Raw genomic sequence first — 19,383 nt, forward strand, 5'->3', positions numbered from 1 at the left:
AGAGGGCAGTGAGGCTTGTCGAGAGACAGGTTTGTTTTTTTGTCTTGAATTGACCGTTTGAGGAAAATGGTCATTTCGTATTTCAGCAATTTGCTGAATTGATTCATTTTTTTACATGAAGTTATTCCTGCTCACGGAGCAGAGAGTTAGGGGAGAAAATGACATGAAATCTTTATCCGTGTTTTTCAAGGATGTGGGATCGGCCGTGAGAAACCCGAAGGTGTTGATCCCCGTCATTGCAGTTATGTTTATCCCGATCCTGTACAGCGGCATCTATCTGGCTGCCTATTGGGACCCATATGGTCATGTTGACCAGATGCCGGTGGCTGTAGTCAATCTCGACAAGGGTGCAGAACTCGAAGGCAAATCCTTGCAAGTGGGCGACGATCTGGTAGATGAGTTGAAGAAGAATGGGGATTTTGAATGGGAGTTTGTCAATGCGTCGCAGGCCAAAGAAGGCATGCAGAACGACAAGTACTACATGCAAATCACGATTCCTGAGAATTTCTCCTCCCAGGCAACGACGCTGCTTGATGATAAACCGCAGCCAGCTGAACTGATCTACGAACCAAATGGCAATTATAGCTTCGTAGGTGCACAGATTGGCAAGACGGCGATCAAGGATCTGAAAGCGAAAGTATCTGCCAAGGTGACTGAGGCTTATGCGGAAACGCTGCTCGACAAGTTTACCGAAGTGTCTGACGGACTGGCGGAAGCCGGTGATGGTGCGGGTGAACTGAATACGGGAGCAGGCAAGCTGGATGATGGTGCGGTCAAGCTGAAGGACAATTTGGCCAAACTGGCATCCGGAACGCTGGAACTTCAGGATGGTTTATCACCATTGAGCGACGGAGTTAACGCATTGCATACCGGGGCGGCCAAGTTAGAAAGCGGAACAAGCAGTCTGGTATCCGGTCTGCAGCAGCTCCAGACGGCAGCCTCGGATCAACTTCAAAGCGGGGCAGACCAATTAAAGGATGGCAGTGACAAACTGGCAGCAGGCCTCCAGTCGTCTCTTGATGGCACTGGCAAGCTGCAGACAGGACTGCAGTCATCCGAACAGGGCAGCGCGAAGCTGTCCGAAGGTCTGCAAAGCGCAGTGCAGGGTAGTGGCACTTTGGCGGCAGGTTTGCAGTCAGCCGTAGATGGCAGCGGCAAGGTGGCAGACGGCGCCCAAGGTGTGGCAGACGGATTGAAGCAGCTGGCTGCATCCAATCCGGAGCTGGCTGCGAGCGAGGACGTACAGAAGCTGCTCGCAGCAAGTGAGGCCGTAGCAGAAGGCAGTGCGCAGCTGCATGAGAGCGAACAGAAGCTGGCACAAGGTGCTGATCAGCTTCACCAAGGCAACCAGCAGCTCGCTGCAGGTGCGACAGAGCTGCATAGTGGCCAGCAGCAGCTTCTGGCTGGTGCAGACCAGCTCGCCGATGGGCAGCAGCAGCTGCTGGCTGGAGCCAACCAGCTCAGCGAAGGCGGAGCACAGCTCTCCGACGGACTGAAGCAGTTTAGCGGCAAGCTGGGCGAAGCGGCAAGTGGCGGTACTCAGCTGGTGAACGGAGCCAAGCAACTTGGCACAGGTACAAGTGCCCTGCAAACGGGTGTAGGCAAGCTGAGCGGTGGTGTGAGTTCCCTGACTGACGGTTCCAAACAACTTGGAGATGGAGCTGGTGAACTGGCTGATGGTTTGACCGAGCTCAAAGATGGCTCAAGTGAACTGGCGACCAAGCTGAATGATGCCGCTCAGAAAACGTCTGAAGTGAAGAAAACCGATGACGTGGTCAATATGTTTGCTGAACCGATCAACTCAGCTGAGAACGAAGCGGAAGCCGTGTCCAACTATGGTACAGGATTAACACCGTTCTTCCTGTCCATTGGATTGTTTGTCGGATCCCTGATCTCGACCATTATTTTGAAAATGCGTGATACGTCCGTACCCGGCGCATCCGGCTGGAGCCGTTTTGTAAGCCGTACGCTCGTATTTGGTTCCATGAGCATTTTCCAATCGGTTATCGTTGCAAGCTTCATGCTCTATGGTCTTGGTTTGGAGACACACAGCGTACCGCTGTTCTATCTGTTCACGATCATTACAGGACTGACATTTATGCTGATTGTTCAGGCGCTGGTAACCTGGCTTGATCTGCCTGGACGTTACGTGGTCATTCTGCTGCTGGTATTCCAGCTTGCGGCAAGCGCAGGTACTTTCCCGGTAGAATTGATTCCATCCTGGCTTCAGGCGTTTACCCCATGGCTGCCGATGACTCACAGCATTATGGGCTTCAAGGCAGTCGTATCCAGTGGGAATATCGATGTGATGTGGCATCAGGCAGGAATCCTGGCGATCTACGCAGGAGTATCCGTTCTGTTGACACTGGCATTCTTCCTCTGGAACGGCCGGCGTCCGAAAAAAGAAGCCGAAAAGGCCGAATCAGGTCAAGTGGTGACAGCATAGTTCTGAAGTATTGCGGAGTATTAGCTCGGATCCAAAAATAAACTTTGTTGCACAGTATCAAAATTATGCAATATAGTAGTCAAAAAGTGCAAAGAGCTTGTGACCCCAAAAAGGGTCGCAGGCTCTTTTTGTATACAAATGCATGTTCGGGCAGCACTTTGCTCGAAAATGAATGGAGATTTTGGTGATAGGAAGCAGAAACGCAGGCTGTATATGGAATGATTTTCTTTTGTCAGCAGATAAATTCAGTTGTACTCTAACATAAAATGTGTATAATTATTCGAAAAAGAGATGATTTTAAACGTCATTACACTAAAGCTGTACTGCAAAACATTTCTTATCAGAGGTATTAAAAAGTTTAAATTGCGCTGATGTTAGGTCAGTGTTAAAATAATAGAACTATATCAAAAAACGTCGCTCCATTTCAGCAGTCGTGCCAGCGATTGCGAGTAATTATATTCAGTGCTTTCTACCCGGCTTGCCCGGAAGCACTTCAATCAATGACTTCTTCTCCTGCAGCAGAAGTACTTTTAACTTGATGACCTGATTGCGGTCACCCCGTTCATTCCAGCAGGCTCTTATCCAAAAGGCCCGCTCCTCCCGTTTCATTGTTGCTTGTTGCCTATGTTCTTGATCTTTCCGAAATACTTCATTATAGAAAGGTTGCGTTCCATGAGACACATCGGATTACCTCCTAAACAGGGTTTGTATGACCCGCAGTTCGAAAAAGATGCATGCGGTATGGGTTTTGTTGCCAACATCAAAGGAGTACCTTCACACGATATCGTAAGTCAGGCACTGACCATGCTCAGTAATATGGAGCACCGCGGAGGACAGGGCAGTGAGCCGAATTCCGGTGACGGAGCCGGTATTTTGATTCAGATTCCACATCGTTACTTTGCACAGGAAGCAGAGCGTCTCGGTTTTGCGCTGCCAGAGCAGGGAGCATATGGCGTAGGGATGCTGTTCCTTTCTCAGGATCCTGAGATTCGTAACGCACACCAGGAGAGCCTGAAGAAGATCATTGAAGAAGAAGGACAGACGTTCCTCGGTTTCCGGGATGTGCCGACCTTTGATGAGATGCTCGGTCGTTCTGCACTGGCTGCGAAGCCTTATGTTCGTCAGGTGTTCATTGGCAGATCAGCAGATCTGAACGATGAGCTGGCGTTCGAGCGCAAGCTGTATGTGATTCGCAGACGGGCTGAGCTGGCTATTCGTTATTCCGCGGATGAGAAAGAAGGCAGTTCGTTCTACCTGCCGAGCTTGTCTTGTCGCAAAATTGTTTACAAAGGCATGTTGACCACTGAACAGGTTGGACAGTTCTATCTTGATTTGCAGGAAGATCTGGTTGAGTCGGCGATTGCACTCGTACACTCCCGTTTTAGCACGAATACATTCCCGAGCTGGGAACGTGCCCACCCGTACCGTTTCATGATCCACAACGGTGAGATCAACACGATGCGTGGTAACGTGAACTGGATGCATGCACGTCAATCGCTGTTTGAGAGCGAAGTGTTCGGCAACGATATCTCCAAAGTGAAGCCGATTATCAATCCGGACGGTTCGGATACCGCGATGTTTGATAATACACTCGAATTTTTGTATTTGAGTGGACGTTCATTGCCACACGTGGCCATGATGATGGTTCCTGAGCCTTGGAGCACGGACGAGGGAATGGATCCGGCCAAAAAGGCATTCTACGAATATCACAGCACAATGATGGAGCCTTGGGATGGACCGGCAGCGATGGCCTTTACCGATGGTTTGCAGATTGGTGCAACACTGGACCGTAACGGTCTTCGTCCGGCGCGTTACTATGTAACCAAAGACGACCGCATTATTTTGTCCTCCGAGGTTGGAGTGCTTGATATTGCTCCGGAAGACATTCTTTACAAAGACCGTCTGCGTCCAGGTCGTATGCTTCTCGTGGATACACAGGAAGGCCGCATCATCTCGGATGAGGAAGTAAAAGCTCTAATTGCAGCCGAAAATCCGTATCAGGATTGGCTCGATGAGCACTTGATGGATCTGAATGAATTGCCGGAAGCACCGGAACTTCCCGATCCAAAACATGATAACGTGACCCAGCTTCAGCTGGCCTATGGATATACATTTGAAGAACTGCGCAAAGTGCTGGAGCCAATGGCCTCCACAGGTATGGAAGCTACAGGTTCCATGGGTTATGATGCACCGCTGGCAGTGCTGTCGGATCGTCCGCAGCGTTTGTATAACTACTTCAAACAAATGTTTGCACAGGTAACCAATCCGCCGATTGATGCGATCCGTGAAGAGATCGTAACGTCTACGGCAACAACGATTGGACCGGAGCGCAACCTGCTCAATCCTGAACCGGAAAGCTGTCGTCAGATACGCCTGGATACGCCGGTTTTGTCCAACGAAGATTTCGCTAAGATTCGTCACGTGCGTCGTCCAGGATTCCGCTCGATGACCATCCCGATTTTCTTCACGGCCAAAGAAGGAGCAGAAGGACTTCGCAAAGCGATGGATTTGCTCTTCGAAGCAGCTGACCGTGTCATTGATAAAGGGCATAATATCCTGATCCTGTCTGACCGTGGCGTGGATGCTGAGAATGCAGCCATTCCGGCACTGCTCGCAGTTGCAGGTCTGCATCACCACCTGATCCGTCAGGGTACAAGAACCAAAGTCAGCATTTTGCTGGAATCGGCAGAGCCGCGTGATATTCATCACTATGCATTGCTGCTGGGCTACGGTGTAAGTGCCGTGAACCCTTATCTGGCGTTTGAAACGCTGGATGACATGATCCAGCAAGGGCTGCTGCGCGGCATCTCGCACGAGAAGGCTGTCAAAAACTACATTAAAGCCGCAACCAAAGGTGTTATTAAAATATTGTCCAAAATGGGAATCTCGACGATCCAGTCCTATCGCGGCGCACAAATTTTTGAAGCGGTTGGCCTGAAGTCTGATTTCGTTGATCGTTACTTTACATGGACACCTTCCCGTATCGGCGGTATTGGTCTGGAAGAAGTGGCTGCTGAGGTATTGACCCATCACAATCGGGCCTTTACGGACAAAGACGGCAATGACAAAGTACTGGATTCCGGCGGTGAATATCAGTGGCGTAATGATGGGGAAGAACATCTGTTCAATCCTCAAACGATTCATACGCTTCAGCATGCGGTTCGTACAGGGGATTACAACCTGTACAAAAAGTATGCCAAACTGGTACAGGGTGAAAATGATCAATTGCTGACCATCCGCTCCATGCTGAAACTGAAACCGGTGGGACCTGCAGTTCCTCTGGAAGAAGTGGAATCCGTGGAAAACATCATGCGCCGTTTCAAAACGGGTGCGATGTCCTTCGGTTCGATCAGTAAGGAAGCACATGAGGATTTGGCAATCGCCATGAACCGTGTTGGCGGTAAATCCAACACAGGTGAGGGCGGGGAAGATCCGGCTCGCTTCATTAAAGATAGCAACGGCGATTCACGTCGCAGTGCAATCAAACAGGTTGCATCCGGACGTTTCGGTGTTACCTCAAACTATCTCGTGAATGCTGACGAGATCCAGATTAAAATGGCACAAGGCGCGAAACCGGGTGAAGGTGGACAGCTGCCAGGACGTAAAGTATATCCTTGGGTCGCTGAGGTTCGTGGATCGACACCAGGTGTTGGTCTGATCTCACCTCCACCGCATCACGATATTTACTCCATTGAGGATCTGGCTGAGTTGATCTATGATCTGAAGAACGCCAATCCGCGTGCGGACATCAACGTGAAGCTGGTTTCCGAAGTCGGCGTGGGTACCATCGCAGCGGGTGTAGCCAAAGGACGTGCCGACATTATCCTCGTAAGTGGATATGATGGTGGTACGGGTGCATCGCCACAAGGTTCGATCCGTCATGCCGGTATGCCATGGGAACTGGGCCTTGCCGAGACACATCAAACGCTGATGCTGAACAATCTGCGTGACCGCGTTGTTTTGGAGACAGACGGTAAAATGCTGAATGGCCGCGACCTGGCGATTGCTGCATTGCTTGGAGCGGAGGAGTATGGTTTCTCCACAGCACCACTCGTGGCACTGGGATGTATCATGATGCGGGTTTGCCAGATGGATACATGTCCGGTAGGTGTGGCAACGCAAAATCCGGAGCTGCGCAAAAATTATATGGGTGATCCGGCTCACGTCGTTAACTTCATGCGTTTTGTCGCTGAAGATGTACGCGAAATTATGGCTGAACTCGGATTCCGGACCATTCAGGAAATGGTTGGTCGCACGGATTGTCTCGAGACGGTTGAAGCGGTAGATCACTGGAAGAAAAAAGGGGTGGATCTGTCTGTGCTGCTGCATGTGCCTGAGATGCCGGAAGGCTCTGCACGTTACCGCACACAGCATCAGAATCACCAATTGGAAGAGACGCTGGATATGCAGCAGTTGCTGACGCTGGCTCAGCCTGCAATCGAATCCGGTCAGCCGGTTGAAGCGGTACTTCCAATTACCAACGTTAACCGTGCAGTCGGTACGATCCTGGGTAGTGAAATTACCCGGAAATACGGTCTTGCCGGATTGCCTGAAGATACGGTTCAATTCAAATTTGTCGGCTCTGCCGGACAAAGCTTCGGGGCCTTTGTACCTAAAGGTATGACCCTGACGGTTGAAGGGGACTCCAATGACTATGTAGGTAAAGGATTATCCGGAGGTAAACTGATTGTTATGCCTTCGCCTAAAGCAACGTTTGAAGCAGAGGATAATATCATCATTGGTAACACGGCTCTGTACGGGGCAACCAGTGGTGAAGCCTATATCCGCGGTATCGCCGGTGAGCGGTTTGCGGTGCGGAATTCCGGTGCCAAGGTGGTTGTTGAGGGTGTAGGTGACCACGGTTGTGAATATATGACCGGTGGACGTGTTGTTGTTCTGGGTGATACAGGTCGTAACTTTGCAGCCGGGATGTCCGGAGGTATTGCTTACGTCTATGATCCGGAAGGCACATTCCTGCAACGTTGTAACCTGGAAATGGTACTTTTGGAGCGGATTGAAGATGTAGCCGAAAGTGCAGATCTGCGTGGCATGATTCAACGTCACGTGGCGTATACAGGCAGTGCTGCAGGTCAGCGCATCCTGGATCACTGGCAGGATTCCGTGAACCAGTTCGTTCGGGTTATTCCGAAAGACTTCAAACGGATGACCGAGCAGATCGAACGTGTTCAGGCGACTGGATTGACAGGAGAAGAGGCTTTGCTGGCTGCATTTGAAGCCAATATGCGTGAGCTTGCACGTGCAGGTGGTTAATCTTCTCCTTTAGCAGGAGTGCATGAACAGGTTGTATGAAGAATAATAGGAGCTTTATGGCTGCCAATCAGGCGCTGTAGAGCTCCTATTTGTGTTTCGACAAAATTAGAACCCGAACCAAAAACGCTATCGCCATGAGACGACAACATTGAGGAACATTCTCAAGTATAATAAGGCTAGTTTTGGAGTGCAGGGAAAGTATATAGATAAGAGAGGTTAGCGGAATGAATATGAAGAATCCAAACAGGGGCGAACGTAAGCCGACGAGTAAACAAGTTGAAGCAACCCAGATGGACATCAAGAAGGTTTTACTGCAATGCGGAATCGACCCGGAGCGTTGGAACGATTTCATATCCTCCGTCAATAATGAGCACCAATGACAAAATTACTACATAAAGACGAAGAACTGGAGGGAGTTCAAGACACAAAAAAACCCAGGAACCGAAGAGATGACTACTCGGGACTGGGTCTTCCTTTATTGGCATTAATCCATGCTGCGCTCCATTCGGACAAAAGCAATAAAACGACGTGCCTCTTCTTCTGTTAAGGGTTTACCATCAATCATCAGGTCAAAGCGCTCCAGCACTTCCTTATCCGATAATTCGAGGGAGTCCACAAATTCCCGGACGTCTTCATCCATAACCACATCGCTCTGCTTTGTACGCCCAATGAGATAATCAATGGATACGCCAAAAATGTCAGCAAGCCTGGTTAATACTTCAAAATCCGGCTTACGTCGATTTTTCTCATAATGGGAGAGAGCAGCCCTGGTAATATGAATGGAGCTCGCAAGTTCTTCTTGAGTAAGTCCCCGCTGTTCCCTTAATTCAGCAATGCGATTTCCGTAGTTCATACGCTTTTTCCCCCTGAACGCCATGTCAAATATATATTATAACAATCCTGAGCTATTTTTTGATCAGGGCAGCTTTCCTGCAAAATGATGACATCTGGACAGACCTATATCCAAAATAGGTCTGTCTAAGTACATCTCATATTGTCGTAAATCAAAAGAACCATGTCCAAATACTGCTTGACATGATACAATTTGTATCGTAAATTGAACGTATGGAAGTTACAAAATGTATCATTTGGAATAATTTAAGTGTCTCCAAGTTGCCTATGCAATATACCCGTGAGAAGGAATAATGGCAACACTTGAAGGCTAATCCATTCTAAAGGAATGAAACCATGAATTCAATGATTCAGGAATGGGCCGATCTAGATTTAAATGTCCATATGTACATTCAGGAGTTTCAGGGTAAGACAGTAGATCGCAAACGACGTCCCGTTCTCCTACTTGGGATGGATACAAGAGCGATTACCTTCCTGAGTGACCTGGTTTTACCGGTATCGTCAACCATGTTGATTGGTTTGGATGTAGAAGATCGCCAAGTATGTTTAAGGCTTCAGGCAAGCTTGCAATGGAAACAGCCCTTTGGGGAGCTCACATTGTATCATTCAAGCCTGCATATTCAGCAAGAGCAGACACTATATATAACTGGACAGTTAAATAACATGCTTCGCGAAGTGCAGTTTCCTTCGGTATCCCGATTTGCATATGAAAAAGCAGCGGAGCAACCAAATTTGCAGGAAACCTATCATTACATCGATTTTACCATATGAAGCCTGGCAAATTCTAAACATTTTCTGAACAAGCATGTACTTAACGCCATTTTACTATATTTCATAGCGTTGTGCATTAGTTCTTTAACACCAAAAGCATTTTGCGCGATGAATAAAAGGGCGAGGGGGATCATACATTGAGGAAGTTTGGATATGGTTGAAATACACTGCCACATTTTATCAGGTCTTGATGATGGTCCTGTTCATATGGAACAGTCCATCGACATGGCTGAAAAGGCGGCAGCCTCGGGAGTTACCTCGATCATTGCAACTCCGCATCACCTGAACGGGCATTACAATAATGAACCGATTGTGGTCAATCAGGCAGTGGATCTGCTTCGAGCAGAGCTTCGCAAACGCAATATCCGCTTGGAGATCCGCCCCGGACAGGAGATCAGGGTACATGAGACTCTAATTCGAGACTTACACGCAGGAAGATGCTGCACACTCGCCGGGAGTCGCTACATGTTGCTGGAATTGCCCTTTGGCTACATTCCCTCGCAGTTCACCGGAATACTCCATGAACTTAGGGTAGCCGGTATTGTCCCTATTATTGCTCATCCGGAAAGAAACATTCCAATCCAGAACAATCCTGGCTTATTGGTTGAATATCTCCATCAGGGCGCATTGATTCAGATCACAGCCCAGTCGATCATAGGACTTTTCGGTCGAAAAGTTCAGAAATGGTGTTTTCATTTTTGCAAAGAAAACCCGTTTCATTTCATTTCATCAGATGCTCATGACATACAAAATCGGTCATTTGCAATGAATGCTGCATATGAGCAGCTTGAACGACGATTTGGGCGTGACTTGGTTGAGCGATTGAAAGATAATGCTTGGTCGTTATGGCACAATCAATGTATAGAGAGAGAGCAAGAAAAACCGCTGGTCCTAAAGCGCAGGTTGTTGTTCTGGTAATCAGTCAGATCAAAAGAACGACCATCATAATTATTGCCGAGTTGAATGGGAGGAATAAAAGGTGGAACTGAAAGAGTACATGCAAATATTACGCAAGCGAATTTGGATCATCGTAGCCTTTGTTGCTGTTGCTTGCATTGGGGCAGGTGTCAAAAACTACTTTTTTACCGTACCTGTGTACGAGGCAAACGCCAAATTAATCGTCAATCAGGCATATAATGCAGAAGGTTTCCCCAGTCTCGATATAAGCTCCATTCAAACTAATATTAAGGTCATCAACTCCTATATTGAAATCATTAAATCTCCAGCAATCCTCGATAAGGTGGCTACTACATACCCCGATCTTGGCATGAGTGGGAATCAACTGGGACAGAACATCCAGGTTTCCACGGCAAAAGAATCCCAAGTAATGAGTTTAACAGCTACCGGTGTATCTTCTGAGAAAGCGGCCAAAACAGTTAACGCCGTTGCCAAAGTGTTTAAAGCCCAAATCCCCGCAATTATGAAAGTTGACAATGTGACCATTCTGAGTGAAGCCAAACCCACGGACTCCTCGAGACCCATTAACGTAAATCCTTCTTTGAATATTCTGGTCAGTTTCCTTGTTGGTCTTTTACTGGCTATTGGTTTTGTATTCCTCTTGGAATACTTGGATGATACTTTGAAAACTGAAGATGAATTGGAAAAAGAATTGGGTATCCCAGCGCTCGCTGTCATATCCAAAATCAAGAAAGAGGAAGCTCGCATCTCCAAACAAACAACATCTCAAAAGCAGGTAGGTGATGGCCAGTATGCCACGGTTAACCAATGATAAAGGAAGCCTAGTTACAATGGCTAACCCCAAGTCCAATTCATCTGAGGCTTATCGAAAGTTAAGAACCAACATCCAATTTTCTTCCATTGATAGTCAAATCCAAACAATTATGATTGCTTCTGCTTTACCCGAAGAAGGAAAAACAACAACAATAGGAAATCTAGCAGTTACCTACGCGCAGGAAGGGAAAAAGGTTTTGCTTATGGATACCGATCTGCGTAAACCTGCCGTACATCGCATGTTTAATGTTCCCAATCATGTAGGGCTGACCAGTGTATTGTCTAGTCAATATAAAGTTACGGAAGTTTTGAGAGAAACAGATGTGGAAGGATTGCATGTTCTCTCTTCCGGCCCGATTCCTCCTAATCCTTCTGAAATGCTAGGTTCTCGTAAGATGACAGCTCTGCTCGAGAGTCTGAAGGAAGAATATGATGTCATTCTGTTTGATACTCCTCCTGTTCTGGCTGTAACGGACGCTTTAATCATCAGTTCATTGTGTGATGGCGTAATTCTGGTAGTCAGTGCGGGCAAGGTGAGAAAGGATCTGGTGAAAAAGGCAAAGGCGCATCTTGAACATGTAAATGCACGGATACTCGGAGCTGTACTGAACAATGTGCAGGTACCAAAAAGTCGGAATGCCGACTATATCGAGAATGCATAAAAGATGCATGTTTTGAATTGAAAATAGGTTGTCAAGGTCATGTCTACTACACCTCTATCAAGGTAGGCACTCGGTCACACTGTGGGTAGTGTACCTTAGACGTAAATCGTCAAGGGTGTGACGTGAGGTTGGGTTGAATGCCCCTTTATGAAATTGAAAGTAAGAATTTCATCAATTTATTTCAAGGTTTCATGGATTAAATGGTTCAACTCATACTTTAAACTATAAAAAATTAGGATAGGGTGGTATTTATGACTAAAGTGAGGAAAGCAATCATTCCCGCAGCCGGTTTGGGGACCCGATTTTTACCCGCTACAAAGGCAATGCCTAAAGAAATGCTCCCTATCGTAGATAAACCGACGATTCAATACATTGTGGAGGAAGCAGTAGCTTCCGGTATTGAAGACATTATTATTGTAACAGGCAAAGGGAAGCGTGCCATTGAGGATCATTTCGACAGTGCGTTTGAACTGGAACACAATCTGTTGGAAAAAGGTAAGCTGGGTTTGCTGGAAGAAGTCCGGAAATCCTCCAACGTTGATATTCACTACATAAGGCAGAAGGAAGCACTTGGTCTGGGGCATGCAGTCTGGTGTGCGCGGAATTTTATCGGCAATGAACCGTTCGCCGTGCTGCTTGGCGATGACATTGTTGTGTCCGAAGTACCGTGCACCAAGCAGTTGATTCAACAGTACGAGAAAGTTAATCAATCGGTGCTCGGTGTGAAAACGGTAAGCCCGAGTGAAACTTATCGCTATGGAATTATTGACCCGCTGCATACTGACGGAAGACTCTCTTCTGTAAATAGTATGGTAGAGAAGCCGCCACTCGGCTCCGCGCCTTCCAACCTGGCAATCATGGGCCGATACATTTTGACGCCTAAAGTATTCGAGTATTTGGAAGAGCAAAATGTTGGTGCTGGTGGTGAAATTCAGCTTACAGATGCGCTGCAAATGCTTAATCACGATGAGGGAATCAGCGCGTATGATTTCGAAGGTTCCAGATTCGATGTGGGCGAGAAACTGGGATATATCCTTACTACGCTAGATTTTGCTCTGAAAAATAACGAGCTGCGTGCACCCGTCTTAATGGCAATCGAAGAAATTCTGATGAAGGAAAAATTGAATCAAGTGCTTGTTGCAGGAGGGGATGGTCTGTGAATCTATCGGGACCAGAGTACTATGGAAGCGGCGGAGAAGCCATAGCCAAAGAAGGTAATGGAAAACTGCTTGACCAGCCGTACTCACAACGCGTTGGCGGGTATGCAGATGTGATCAAGCCGTTCATTGATTTCTTTGTAGCTGCTGTGCTATTGCTGCTTACATCACCGATCATGCTTGTCATAGCGGTGATGATCAAACTCGATTCCAAAGGACCGATTATATTCAAACAGGAGCGTTACGGGAAAAACGGAATCAAGTTTAATATTTATAAATTTAGAACGATGCGAACGGATGCACCGAAGTATGGGTTATCTCCAACGACAAGCACTGATCCCAGAATTACACGTCTGGGCCGGCTGCTTCGCAAAACGAGTCTGGATGAGCTGCCGCAATTGCTTAATATTATCAAGGGTGATATGAGCTTCGTAGGTCCCAGACCAGAAATGAAACGAATTGTAGAGGAAAATTATACGGATCTGGAGCGCAGACGTTTTCTTGTGAAACCAGGTATAACCGGATTGTGGCAGGTGAGCGAAGCTCGCAAGGAGCCCATTCATCACAATTTGCAATATGATTTCCATTATATCTCCAACGTCTCACTGCAGTTAGACATTAAAATTATCTTCAGAACCGCCATGGTTATGATTAAAAGCAACACATTTTGACTGATGGAGCGTGAACGAATTGAAACATATTGTAGTGACGGGCGCAGCCGGCTTCTTGGGCTCACACCTGGTCAAATCACTAATTCACCAAGGTCACCAGGTTACAGGAATTGATAACCTGTCGACAGGAGTATCCAGTAATTTGCAAGAGGTGGCGAATAGCCCCCTCTTTTATTTTCAAGAAGCTGATGTTACTCTGCCCGATTCACTAGATTTTCTGGTGGAACAACCTGTGGATGAGGTGTACCATCTTGCGTCGCCTGCTTCACCCAAATTCTATCAAGCGGATTCGATCGGTACCATTTGGGTGAACACCAAGGGAACCTATCATTTGCTTGAGCTCGCTCGAACCAAGGGAGCAAAGTTTTTATTTTCCAGCACGAGTGAAGCTTATGGAGACCCTGAAGTGCATCCACAGCCTGAGAGCTATCGCGGTAATGTGAACACTTGGGGCCCAAGAGCCTGTTACGATGAGGCCAAACGTTTGGGCGAAGTTTTTTGTTATGAATACTACACGAAACACAGAGTTCCCGTTAAAGTAGCACGCATATTTAATACGTATTCCTCCGGACTGCGTAACGATGATGGCCGTGTCATTTCTAATTTTGTGACTCAGGCACTTACGGGTCAGGATATAACCGTTTATGGGGATGGCTCGCAAACCCGTTCGTTCTGTTATGTGGATGACAATATCCGTGGTTTGCAAAAACTGATGGAAACGGAAGAGGCAAATGGAGAGGTTATCAATATCGGCAACCCAACGGAGTACACTGTCCTTGAAGTGGCGTATTTGGTAAAAAAGTTGGCCCAATCCGACAGCAAGTTGGTGTTCCTGCCATTGCCTCAGGATGATCCCAAAGTCCGTCGTCCTGTGATTGATAAGGCACGTACTGTGCTCGGCTGGGAGCCAGAAATTTCACTGGAAACCGGATTGAAGTTAACGATTGAGAATGTACGTGCCACGCTACAGGAAACCCCATGAAGCTGATTAAAGTGAGATGAGATAAGTGCATAAAATATTGATTGCCCACAGTTTGTATCCACCGCATGTTATTGGCGGGGCTGAAATATCAACGCAAATATTGGCACAGACGCTCAACCCCAGTTATGACGTCAAAGTCATGACAGTGGGTGGGCACAAGGAAGGCGAAGTTCTGACTGATACGGTGAACGGAATTGAGATATTAAGATTGCCATTTCACAATCGGTATTGGATCGGTGATTCTGCCCAACAAGTATCAACTCCAGATAAAGTGCTATGGCGAGTGCAAGATATTTTTAACTTCAGGCAGTATCGGCATATTAAACGATATCTTTCGGAGACGATGCCGTCGGTAATTCACACCCAAAATATCCCAGGGTTGAGTTTGGCGATCTGGAAGGCAGCTTATGAACTGGATATACCAGTAGTGCACACCCTTCGGGACTTCTCATTGATTGAGCCTATCAAGATATCGGCATACTCCAGAATGTACAGAAAAATCTCCAGGAGATATAGCCGAATGATCTCAGCCGTCATTGGTATATCAGGGCATATTCTCATAACACATACAAATATGGGATTATTTGAGAATTCATCCAAACATGTGATCCATAATATTGTTGAGAAAAATGCGGCAGTTCAGGACCTGTATGCAAGTAAAGAGGTACACCATAATAAACCGTTGGATATTGGATATTTTGGTCAATTAACTGAAGTGAAAGGTGTTCAATATTTGATTGATGCAGTAATACGAATGGATGAGAAGATAGCAGGAAGACTATTCATTTTTGGGGATGGACCAATGCTGGATCAGTTGAAGAGAATGACTGGTTCAGACCCTCGCATTATTTTTAGAGGTAAAGTAGAGAAATCACAAGTTGCCCAAAAGATGAAAGATATGGATCTTAACATTGTTCCTTCAACTTGGGATGAGCCATTTGGTAGAGTAGTCATTGAGTCTTATCAAGTGGGTACACCCATCTATGCATCAAGGGTTGGAGGGATGCCAGAAATCCTACTAGATGCCCGACAATTTTCATTTGCGCCCCATAGTGTAGACGAAATCGTCAAGGCCATTCTTCACTATTACAATCTGTCTGAGCAGGACAAAAGACATTTGAAGCATCAATGTTTTACTCATTGCCAGTCCTTCAATGAAGATTATCTTCTTAAGGAACATAGTGATATCTACGAAAAGATAATCACGCGTAGAGGTTAACGTGCAAATGATTACACTGATTGAAAGGACTCATTTTATTATCTCAGGGCCTTGGTGCTGTGGATTGTGTACCAAGTGGTCATGTTTCTCTAGTAATTTGAAAGTATAACTAAAGGAATACACTAATATTTGCATGGCTCAAGTAGGGTCTCGTGATGATTATAATAAGCCTCAGAAAGCGGGGTGAGCACAGTGAAGATTTTGCATATTGGAGAATACGTAGTTGGTGGTATGGCAACCTATCTCAATGAGGTTGTTGCATATCAGCGGCAACATTTTGATGTCTATTTGCTGATGAGCGCCTATAACAGTGTCACAACTTTTGATTTGGAGCCAGATCATATTTTGCAATACAAATACAAGCGTCATCCCAGGCACTTTCTTTCGGCTATGTGGCAGATTCATCAGACTATTCGCAAATTACAACCAGATATCATTCACATTCATAGCTCATTTGCGGGTTTGCTCGCTAGGGGCTTGTTTTTCGTTCAGCCGAGAAAGGCTCGTATTTTTTATTGCTCTCACGGTTGGGCATTTCTTATGGATACGAAGCCATTATTAAAAAAGGGATATTTGTTGATCGAGAAATTGATGGCCTATAAAACGGATGTAATTATTAATATCTCTAAACATGAGCTGGAAAGTTCCATACAACTTGGGCTATCAGCTTCTAAGTCCAGGTTGGTGTATAACGGTGTTCGTGAGCGAGAAGTTAACACCCTGATTCCATTGGTTGAGGCAGAAAGAGGACCTGATGTTGTGCAATTGTTGTTTGTAGGTAGGTATGATCGGCAAAAAGGACTGGATCTGCTGCTGCAAACATTAATTGAAAATCCTGAATTGCAGAATTATATTCGTTTATATGTCATTGGAGATAGTGTGATCGAGAATAACGAATGGATTTTTCCGGACAATGTTATCCGTTTGGGTTGGGTGGATAATGCAGATATTGATCGCTATTATCAACAGTGTGATGCAGTAATTATGCCTTCTCGCTGGGAGGGGTTTGGATTGGTCGCTGTGGAGGCTATGAAAAACCGCAAGCCTGTTATTGCAAGTCGCCGTGGAGCTCTGCCTGAACTAGTTGAGCACGGAGAAAATGGATACTTATTTGACATTGAATATTCTCATGAACTGCTACACATTCTCAAGCATCTTAATAAAGATGAATTGAAAAATATGGGCGAAGCAGGATATGCCTTGTATAAAAATAAGTTTAGTGCCGAGCGGATGAATGAAGAGCTTGTGAATCTCTATCAGCATGGCTATGCAGACAGTGTAGTCCAAGGAGCTTCAGCACCAGGTCGTTTGGAACTTTCTAAGAGAGCTGGAGATGTACATGACTAAAATATATATTAATGCACGATTTCTTACCCAAACGATCACTGGAGTTCAACGATATGCACTTGAACTTGTGAAAGAGATGGATGAAATGATTGATCGAGGAGAAATCGATTCTTCCGAATACGAATTCTGTCTGCTGTCTCCTTCAAATATAGTTACTCGACCTGACTTTAAGCATATTCGTCACAGAGTGGTCGGTAAACTAAAAGGACACTTATGGGAGCAGTTCGAGCTTCCTTTCCATACGAAAAGTGGGCTGTTAATTAATCTATGTAACACCGGGCCCGCTTTTAACAAAAATCAGATTGTTACAATCCATGATGCTGCTGTTTTCAACTACCCACAGGCATTCTCCTTTGCTTTTCGTGCTTGGTACAAATTCCTAATGGTTCGTTTGGGTAAAAACTCTAAAAAAATTATTACGGTATCCCACTTCTCCAAAGGAGAGCTCATGCAACATTGTAAAATAGCAGAACACAAGCTTGTCGTCACTCATCTGGGTATTGATCATATTCATCGAAAAAAGGCCGCTACAGGCACTAAAGAGAAATATGGTATTGATTCTCCGTATATTTTGGCTGTTAGTACAATGAACCCCTATAAGAACTTTAATTTGATTTTTGATGTGCTGCCTGAGATCGAAGCCCATAATTTGAACGTGGTTATTGTGGGATCCAAAAATAGCAAGGTTTTTGGTGAACAGGCATGGACTGAATCTGATACAGTGAATTGGGTGGGATACGTTACAGACGAAGAACTAAAAGCGTTATACGAAGATGCTGCTGGGTTTATATTCCCTTCCTTATATGAAGGCTTCGGTTTACCACCACTGGAAGCAATGGCTTCGGGTTGCCCAGTGATTGTATCTTCCCGTGCCTCCATTCCTGAAGTATGTGGGGATGCAGTTCTGTATTTTGATCCTAACAGTCCAAAAGATGCTGCTTCACGATTAATTGAAATTACATCAAATCCAGATTTAAGCCAGCAATTGTCGTATAAGGGCAAAAATCATTCAGGTCTATTTTCCTGGAACAAATGTGCAAAAGACACTGTGAATATCATTATGAGCACGGTGTGAATAGTGAACCCATATGGTCTTTCAAGGGAGATAAGTTGCATGCATAAAGTTTTTGTCGCAGTAGATTTTCCACCGGAAAAAGGAGGAATTCATGATTATGCTTATGGGCTAATATCACAGATTCCTGCAGAAGAGGTTACGGTTTTAACCAATATAATCAAAGATACGGAGGAATCCGATCAGTTTGACCGGAAAGCAGACTTTGAGATCATTCGGAAGCGGATATACTGGAACTCCAACAAGGTTCTGCTAATCCTATCGCAAATTATCTTAATTCTACAGCTTATTTTTCTGAAATGGCGTAGAAAAACGGATGAGATACACTTTGTTAATGTGTTTCCAGTAGGCGTAGCCGGACCGTTCATGAAAGCACTCTTTGGAGTGAAATATTTCCCTTACGTTCACGGTCTGGATGTCATGGGGATGGTAAACAGCCGGTTATTCCCGCTCCTAATGATTATTCTTAGACGATCTGACAAGGTAATTGCGAACAGTCAGTATACCAAGTCAAAGTTGATTGAGCTAGGCATATCTGAACAGCAGATCGTTATTATTCCTCCAGGTTTGAATGTTAGCAAATTGAGTGGGAATTCCGAATTAAATGAAGATGTCCGGGACAAATATGACCTGCATTGCAAAAAAGTAATGATTACTGTCTCGCGCCTTGTTGAGCGGAAGGGGCATGATATTACGCTAAGAGCGATTCGCCATGTCATCCCGCGCATTCCCCATCTGAAATATGTCATATGTGGTGATGGACCTTATCGAAGTGAGCTGGAGCGTTTGGTTCGGCAGTATGCTCTTGAGGATGTAGTCGTTTTTACAGGAGGTATCTCTGATGACGAACTTCATCAATTGTATCAATGCTCCGATCTGTTTATCATGCCGAGTCGAGACATTAAGGAAAAAGGTGATGTTGAAGGTTTCGGGATTGTATTTTTGGAAGCTAACTATTACCGGTTACCTGTCATTGGTGGCAACAGCGGCGGTATTCCGGATGCCGTCAGGGATCACGTTACCGGCTATCTTGTTGATCCATTGGACGAAAGGGAGATTGCAGACCGGATCGAACAATTGGTGGTGGATGAGGAACTAGCACAAAAGCTCGGCGATAATGGCTACGACTGGGTTATCAATCATTGTCTTTGGTCACATCGTGGTCAGCTGTTAAGACAATTGGCCTGAGCACAAAAAAACTG

16 protein-coding genes are annotated in these 19,383 nt (G+C 45.8%); 14 read left to right on the forward strand and 2 right to left on the reverse strand.

Annotated elements, in window-relative coordinates:
- Positions 1-163: 163 nt before the first annotated feature.
- The gene (locus tag HP552_RS25420) at positions 164-2,446 is read left to right on the forward strand and encodes a YhgE/Pip family protein (RefSeq protein ID WP_175398173.1); all 2,283 of its coding nucleotides are present in this window, start codon (positions 164-166) and stop codon (positions 2,444-2,446) included.
- Between the two features lie 459 nt (positions 2,447-2,905).
- Here the strand turns inward: HP552_RS25420 and HP552_RS25425 are convergent, their stop codons facing one another.
- Positions 2,906-3,127, reverse strand: a complete 222-nt coding sequence (locus HP552_RS25425) for a hypothetical protein (RefSeq protein ID WP_175398174.1) — start codon at positions 3,125-3,127, stop codon at positions 2,906-2,908.
- Between HP552_RS25425 and gltB the strand changes: the two genes are divergently transcribed.
- Entirely contained in the window at positions 3,119-7,717 is a 4,599-nt protein-coding gene (gene gltB / locus HP552_RS25430) for a glutamate synthase large subunit (RefSeq protein WP_175398175.1), read from the forward strand. The two genes, HP552_RS25425 and gltB, sit on opposite strands and share 9 nt — an antisense overlap.
- A 224-nt stretch (positions 7,718-7,941) precedes the next feature.
- On the forward strand, positions 7,942-8,097 hold the full coding sequence (locus tag HP552_RS25435; protein WP_175398176.1) for a hypothetical protein: 156 nt from the start codon (positions 7,942-7,944) through the stop codon (positions 8,095-8,097).
- Positions 8,098-8,201: 104 nt separating this feature from the next.
- On the opposite strand, the gene HP552_RS25440 is transcribed toward HP552_RS25435, so the two are convergent.
- The gene (locus HP552_RS25440) at positions 8,202-8,570 is read right to left on the reverse strand and encodes a helix-turn-helix domain-containing protein (RefSeq protein ID WP_175398177.1); all 369 of its coding nucleotides are present in this window, start codon (positions 8,568-8,570) and stop codon (positions 8,202-8,204) included.
- A gap of 335 nt (positions 8,571-8,905) precedes the next feature.
- Here HP552_RS25440 and HP552_RS25445 point away from each other — a divergent pair, with 335 nt between their 5' ends.
- The 11 genes from HP552_RS25445 (at position 8,906) to HP552_RS25495 (ending at position 19,369) form a co-directional block, all read left to right on the forward strand.
- On the forward strand, positions 8,906-9,340 hold the full coding sequence (locus HP552_RS25445; protein WP_175398178.1) for a hypothetical protein: 435 nt from the start codon (positions 8,906-8,908) through the stop codon (positions 9,338-9,340).
- A gap of 153 nt (positions 9,341-9,493) precedes the next feature.
- Positions 9,494-10,258, forward strand: coding sequence for a tyrosine-protein phosphatase (locus HP552_RS25450; RefSeq protein WP_175398179.1), 765 nt, complete (start codon positions 9,494-9,496; stop codon positions 10,256-10,258).
- Between the two features lie 61 nt (positions 10,259-10,319).
- Positions 10,320-11,069 (forward strand): YveK family protein, encoded by a 750-nt coding sequence (locus tag HP552_RS25455; protein ID WP_175398180.1) that lies wholly within the window; start codon positions 10,320-10,322, stop codon positions 11,067-11,069.
- The gene (locus tag HP552_RS25460; protein WP_175398181.1) at positions 11,050-11,733 is read left to right on the forward strand and encodes a CpsD/CapB family tyrosine-protein kinase; all 684 of its coding nucleotides are present in this window, start codon (positions 11,050-11,052) and stop codon (positions 11,731-11,733) included. The genes HP552_RS25455 and HP552_RS25460 overlap by 20 nt, the downstream gene beginning before the upstream one ends.
- A gap of 251 nt (positions 11,734-11,984) precedes the next feature.
- Positions 11,985-12,893 (forward strand): UTP--glucose-1-phosphate uridylyltransferase GalU, encoded by a 909-nt coding sequence (gene galU, locus HP552_RS25465; RefSeq protein WP_127538123.1) that lies wholly within the window; start codon positions 11,985-11,987, stop codon positions 12,891-12,893.
- Positions 12,890-13,561 carry a sugar transferase gene (locus HP552_RS25470; protein ID WP_175398182.1) on the forward strand — a complete coding sequence of 224 codons (672 nt, stop codon included), beginning with the start codon at positions 12,890-12,892 and terminating at the stop codon, positions 13,559-13,561. The genes galU and HP552_RS25470 overlap by 4 nt, the downstream gene beginning before the upstream one ends.
- Positions 13,562-13,580: 19 nt before the next feature.
- Entirely contained in the window at positions 13,581-14,543 is a 963-nt protein-coding gene (locus tag HP552_RS25475; protein WP_175398183.1) for a UDP-glucuronic acid decarboxylase family protein, read from the forward strand.
- 25 nt (positions 14,544-14,568) lie between these two features.
- Entirely contained in the window at positions 14,569-15,762 is a 1,194-nt protein-coding gene (locus HP552_RS25480) for a glycosyltransferase (protein ID WP_175398184.1), read from the forward strand.
- Positions 15,763-15,954: 192 nt separating this feature from the next.
- The gene (locus HP552_RS25485; RefSeq protein WP_312884344.1) at positions 15,955-17,109 is read left to right on the forward strand and encodes a glycosyltransferase; all 1,155 of its coding nucleotides are present in this window, start codon (positions 15,955-15,957) and stop codon (positions 17,107-17,109) included.
- On the forward strand, positions 17,102-18,184 hold the full coding sequence (locus HP552_RS25490; protein ID WP_175398185.1) for a glycosyltransferase family 4 protein: 1,083 nt from the start codon (positions 17,102-17,104) through the stop codon (positions 18,182-18,184). Before HP552_RS25485 ends, HP552_RS25490 begins: the two co-directional genes overlap by 8 nt.
- A 39-nt stretch (positions 18,185-18,223) precedes the next feature.
- Positions 18,224-19,369, forward strand: coding sequence for a glycosyltransferase family 4 protein (locus tag HP552_RS25495; RefSeq protein WP_175398186.1), 1,146 nt, complete (start codon positions 18,224-18,226; stop codon positions 19,367-19,369).
- Positions 19,370-19,383 lie beyond the last annotated feature (14 nt).

Source organism: Paenibacillus xylanilyticus (genome assembly GCF_013359935.1).
In the GTDB taxonomy this organism is placed as follows: domain Bacteria; phylum Bacillota; class Bacilli; order Paenibacillales; family Paenibacillaceae; genus Paenibacillus; species Paenibacillus xylanilyticus.

Bases quoted from the DNA above. Each gene is read 5' to 3' on its own strand.
- HP552_RS25460 (WP_175398181.1), top strand. From the start codon at position 11,050: ATGCCACGGTTAACCAATGATAAAGGAAGCCTAGTTACAATGGCTAAC.
- HP552_RS25420 (WP_175398173.1), top strand. From the start codon at position 164: ATGAAATCTTTATCCGTGTTTTTCAAGGATGTGGGATCGGCCGTGAGA.
- HP552_RS25495 (WP_175398186.1), top strand. From the start codon at position 18,224: ATGCATAAAGTTTTTGTCGCAGTAGATTTTCCACCGGAAAAAGGAGGA.
- HP552_RS25445 (WP_175398178.1), top strand. From the start codon at position 8,906: ATGAATTCAATGATTCAGGAATGGGCCGATCTAGATTTAAATGTCCAT.
- galU (WP_127538123.1), top strand. From the start codon at position 11,985: ATGACTAAAGTGAGGAAAGCAATCATTCCCGCAGCCGGTTTGGGGACC.
- HP552_RS25435 (WP_175398176.1), top strand. From the start codon at position 7,942: ATGAATATGAAGAATCCAAACAGGGGCGAACGTAAGCCGACGAGTAAA.
- HP552_RS25490 (WP_175398185.1), top strand. From the start codon at position 17,102: ATGACTAAAATATATATTAATGCACGATTTCTTACCCAAACGATCACT.
- HP552_RS25440 (WP_175398177.1), bottom strand. From the start codon at position 8,570: ATGAACTACGGAAATCGCATTGCTGAATTAAGGGAACAGCGGGGACTT.
- gltB (WP_175398175.1), top strand. From the start codon at position 3,119: ATGAGACACATCGGATTACCTCCTAAACAGGGTTTGTATGACCCGCAG.
- HP552_RS25450 (WP_175398179.1), top strand. From the start codon at position 9,494: ATGGTTGAAATACACTGCCACATTTTATCAGGTCTTGATGATGGTCCT.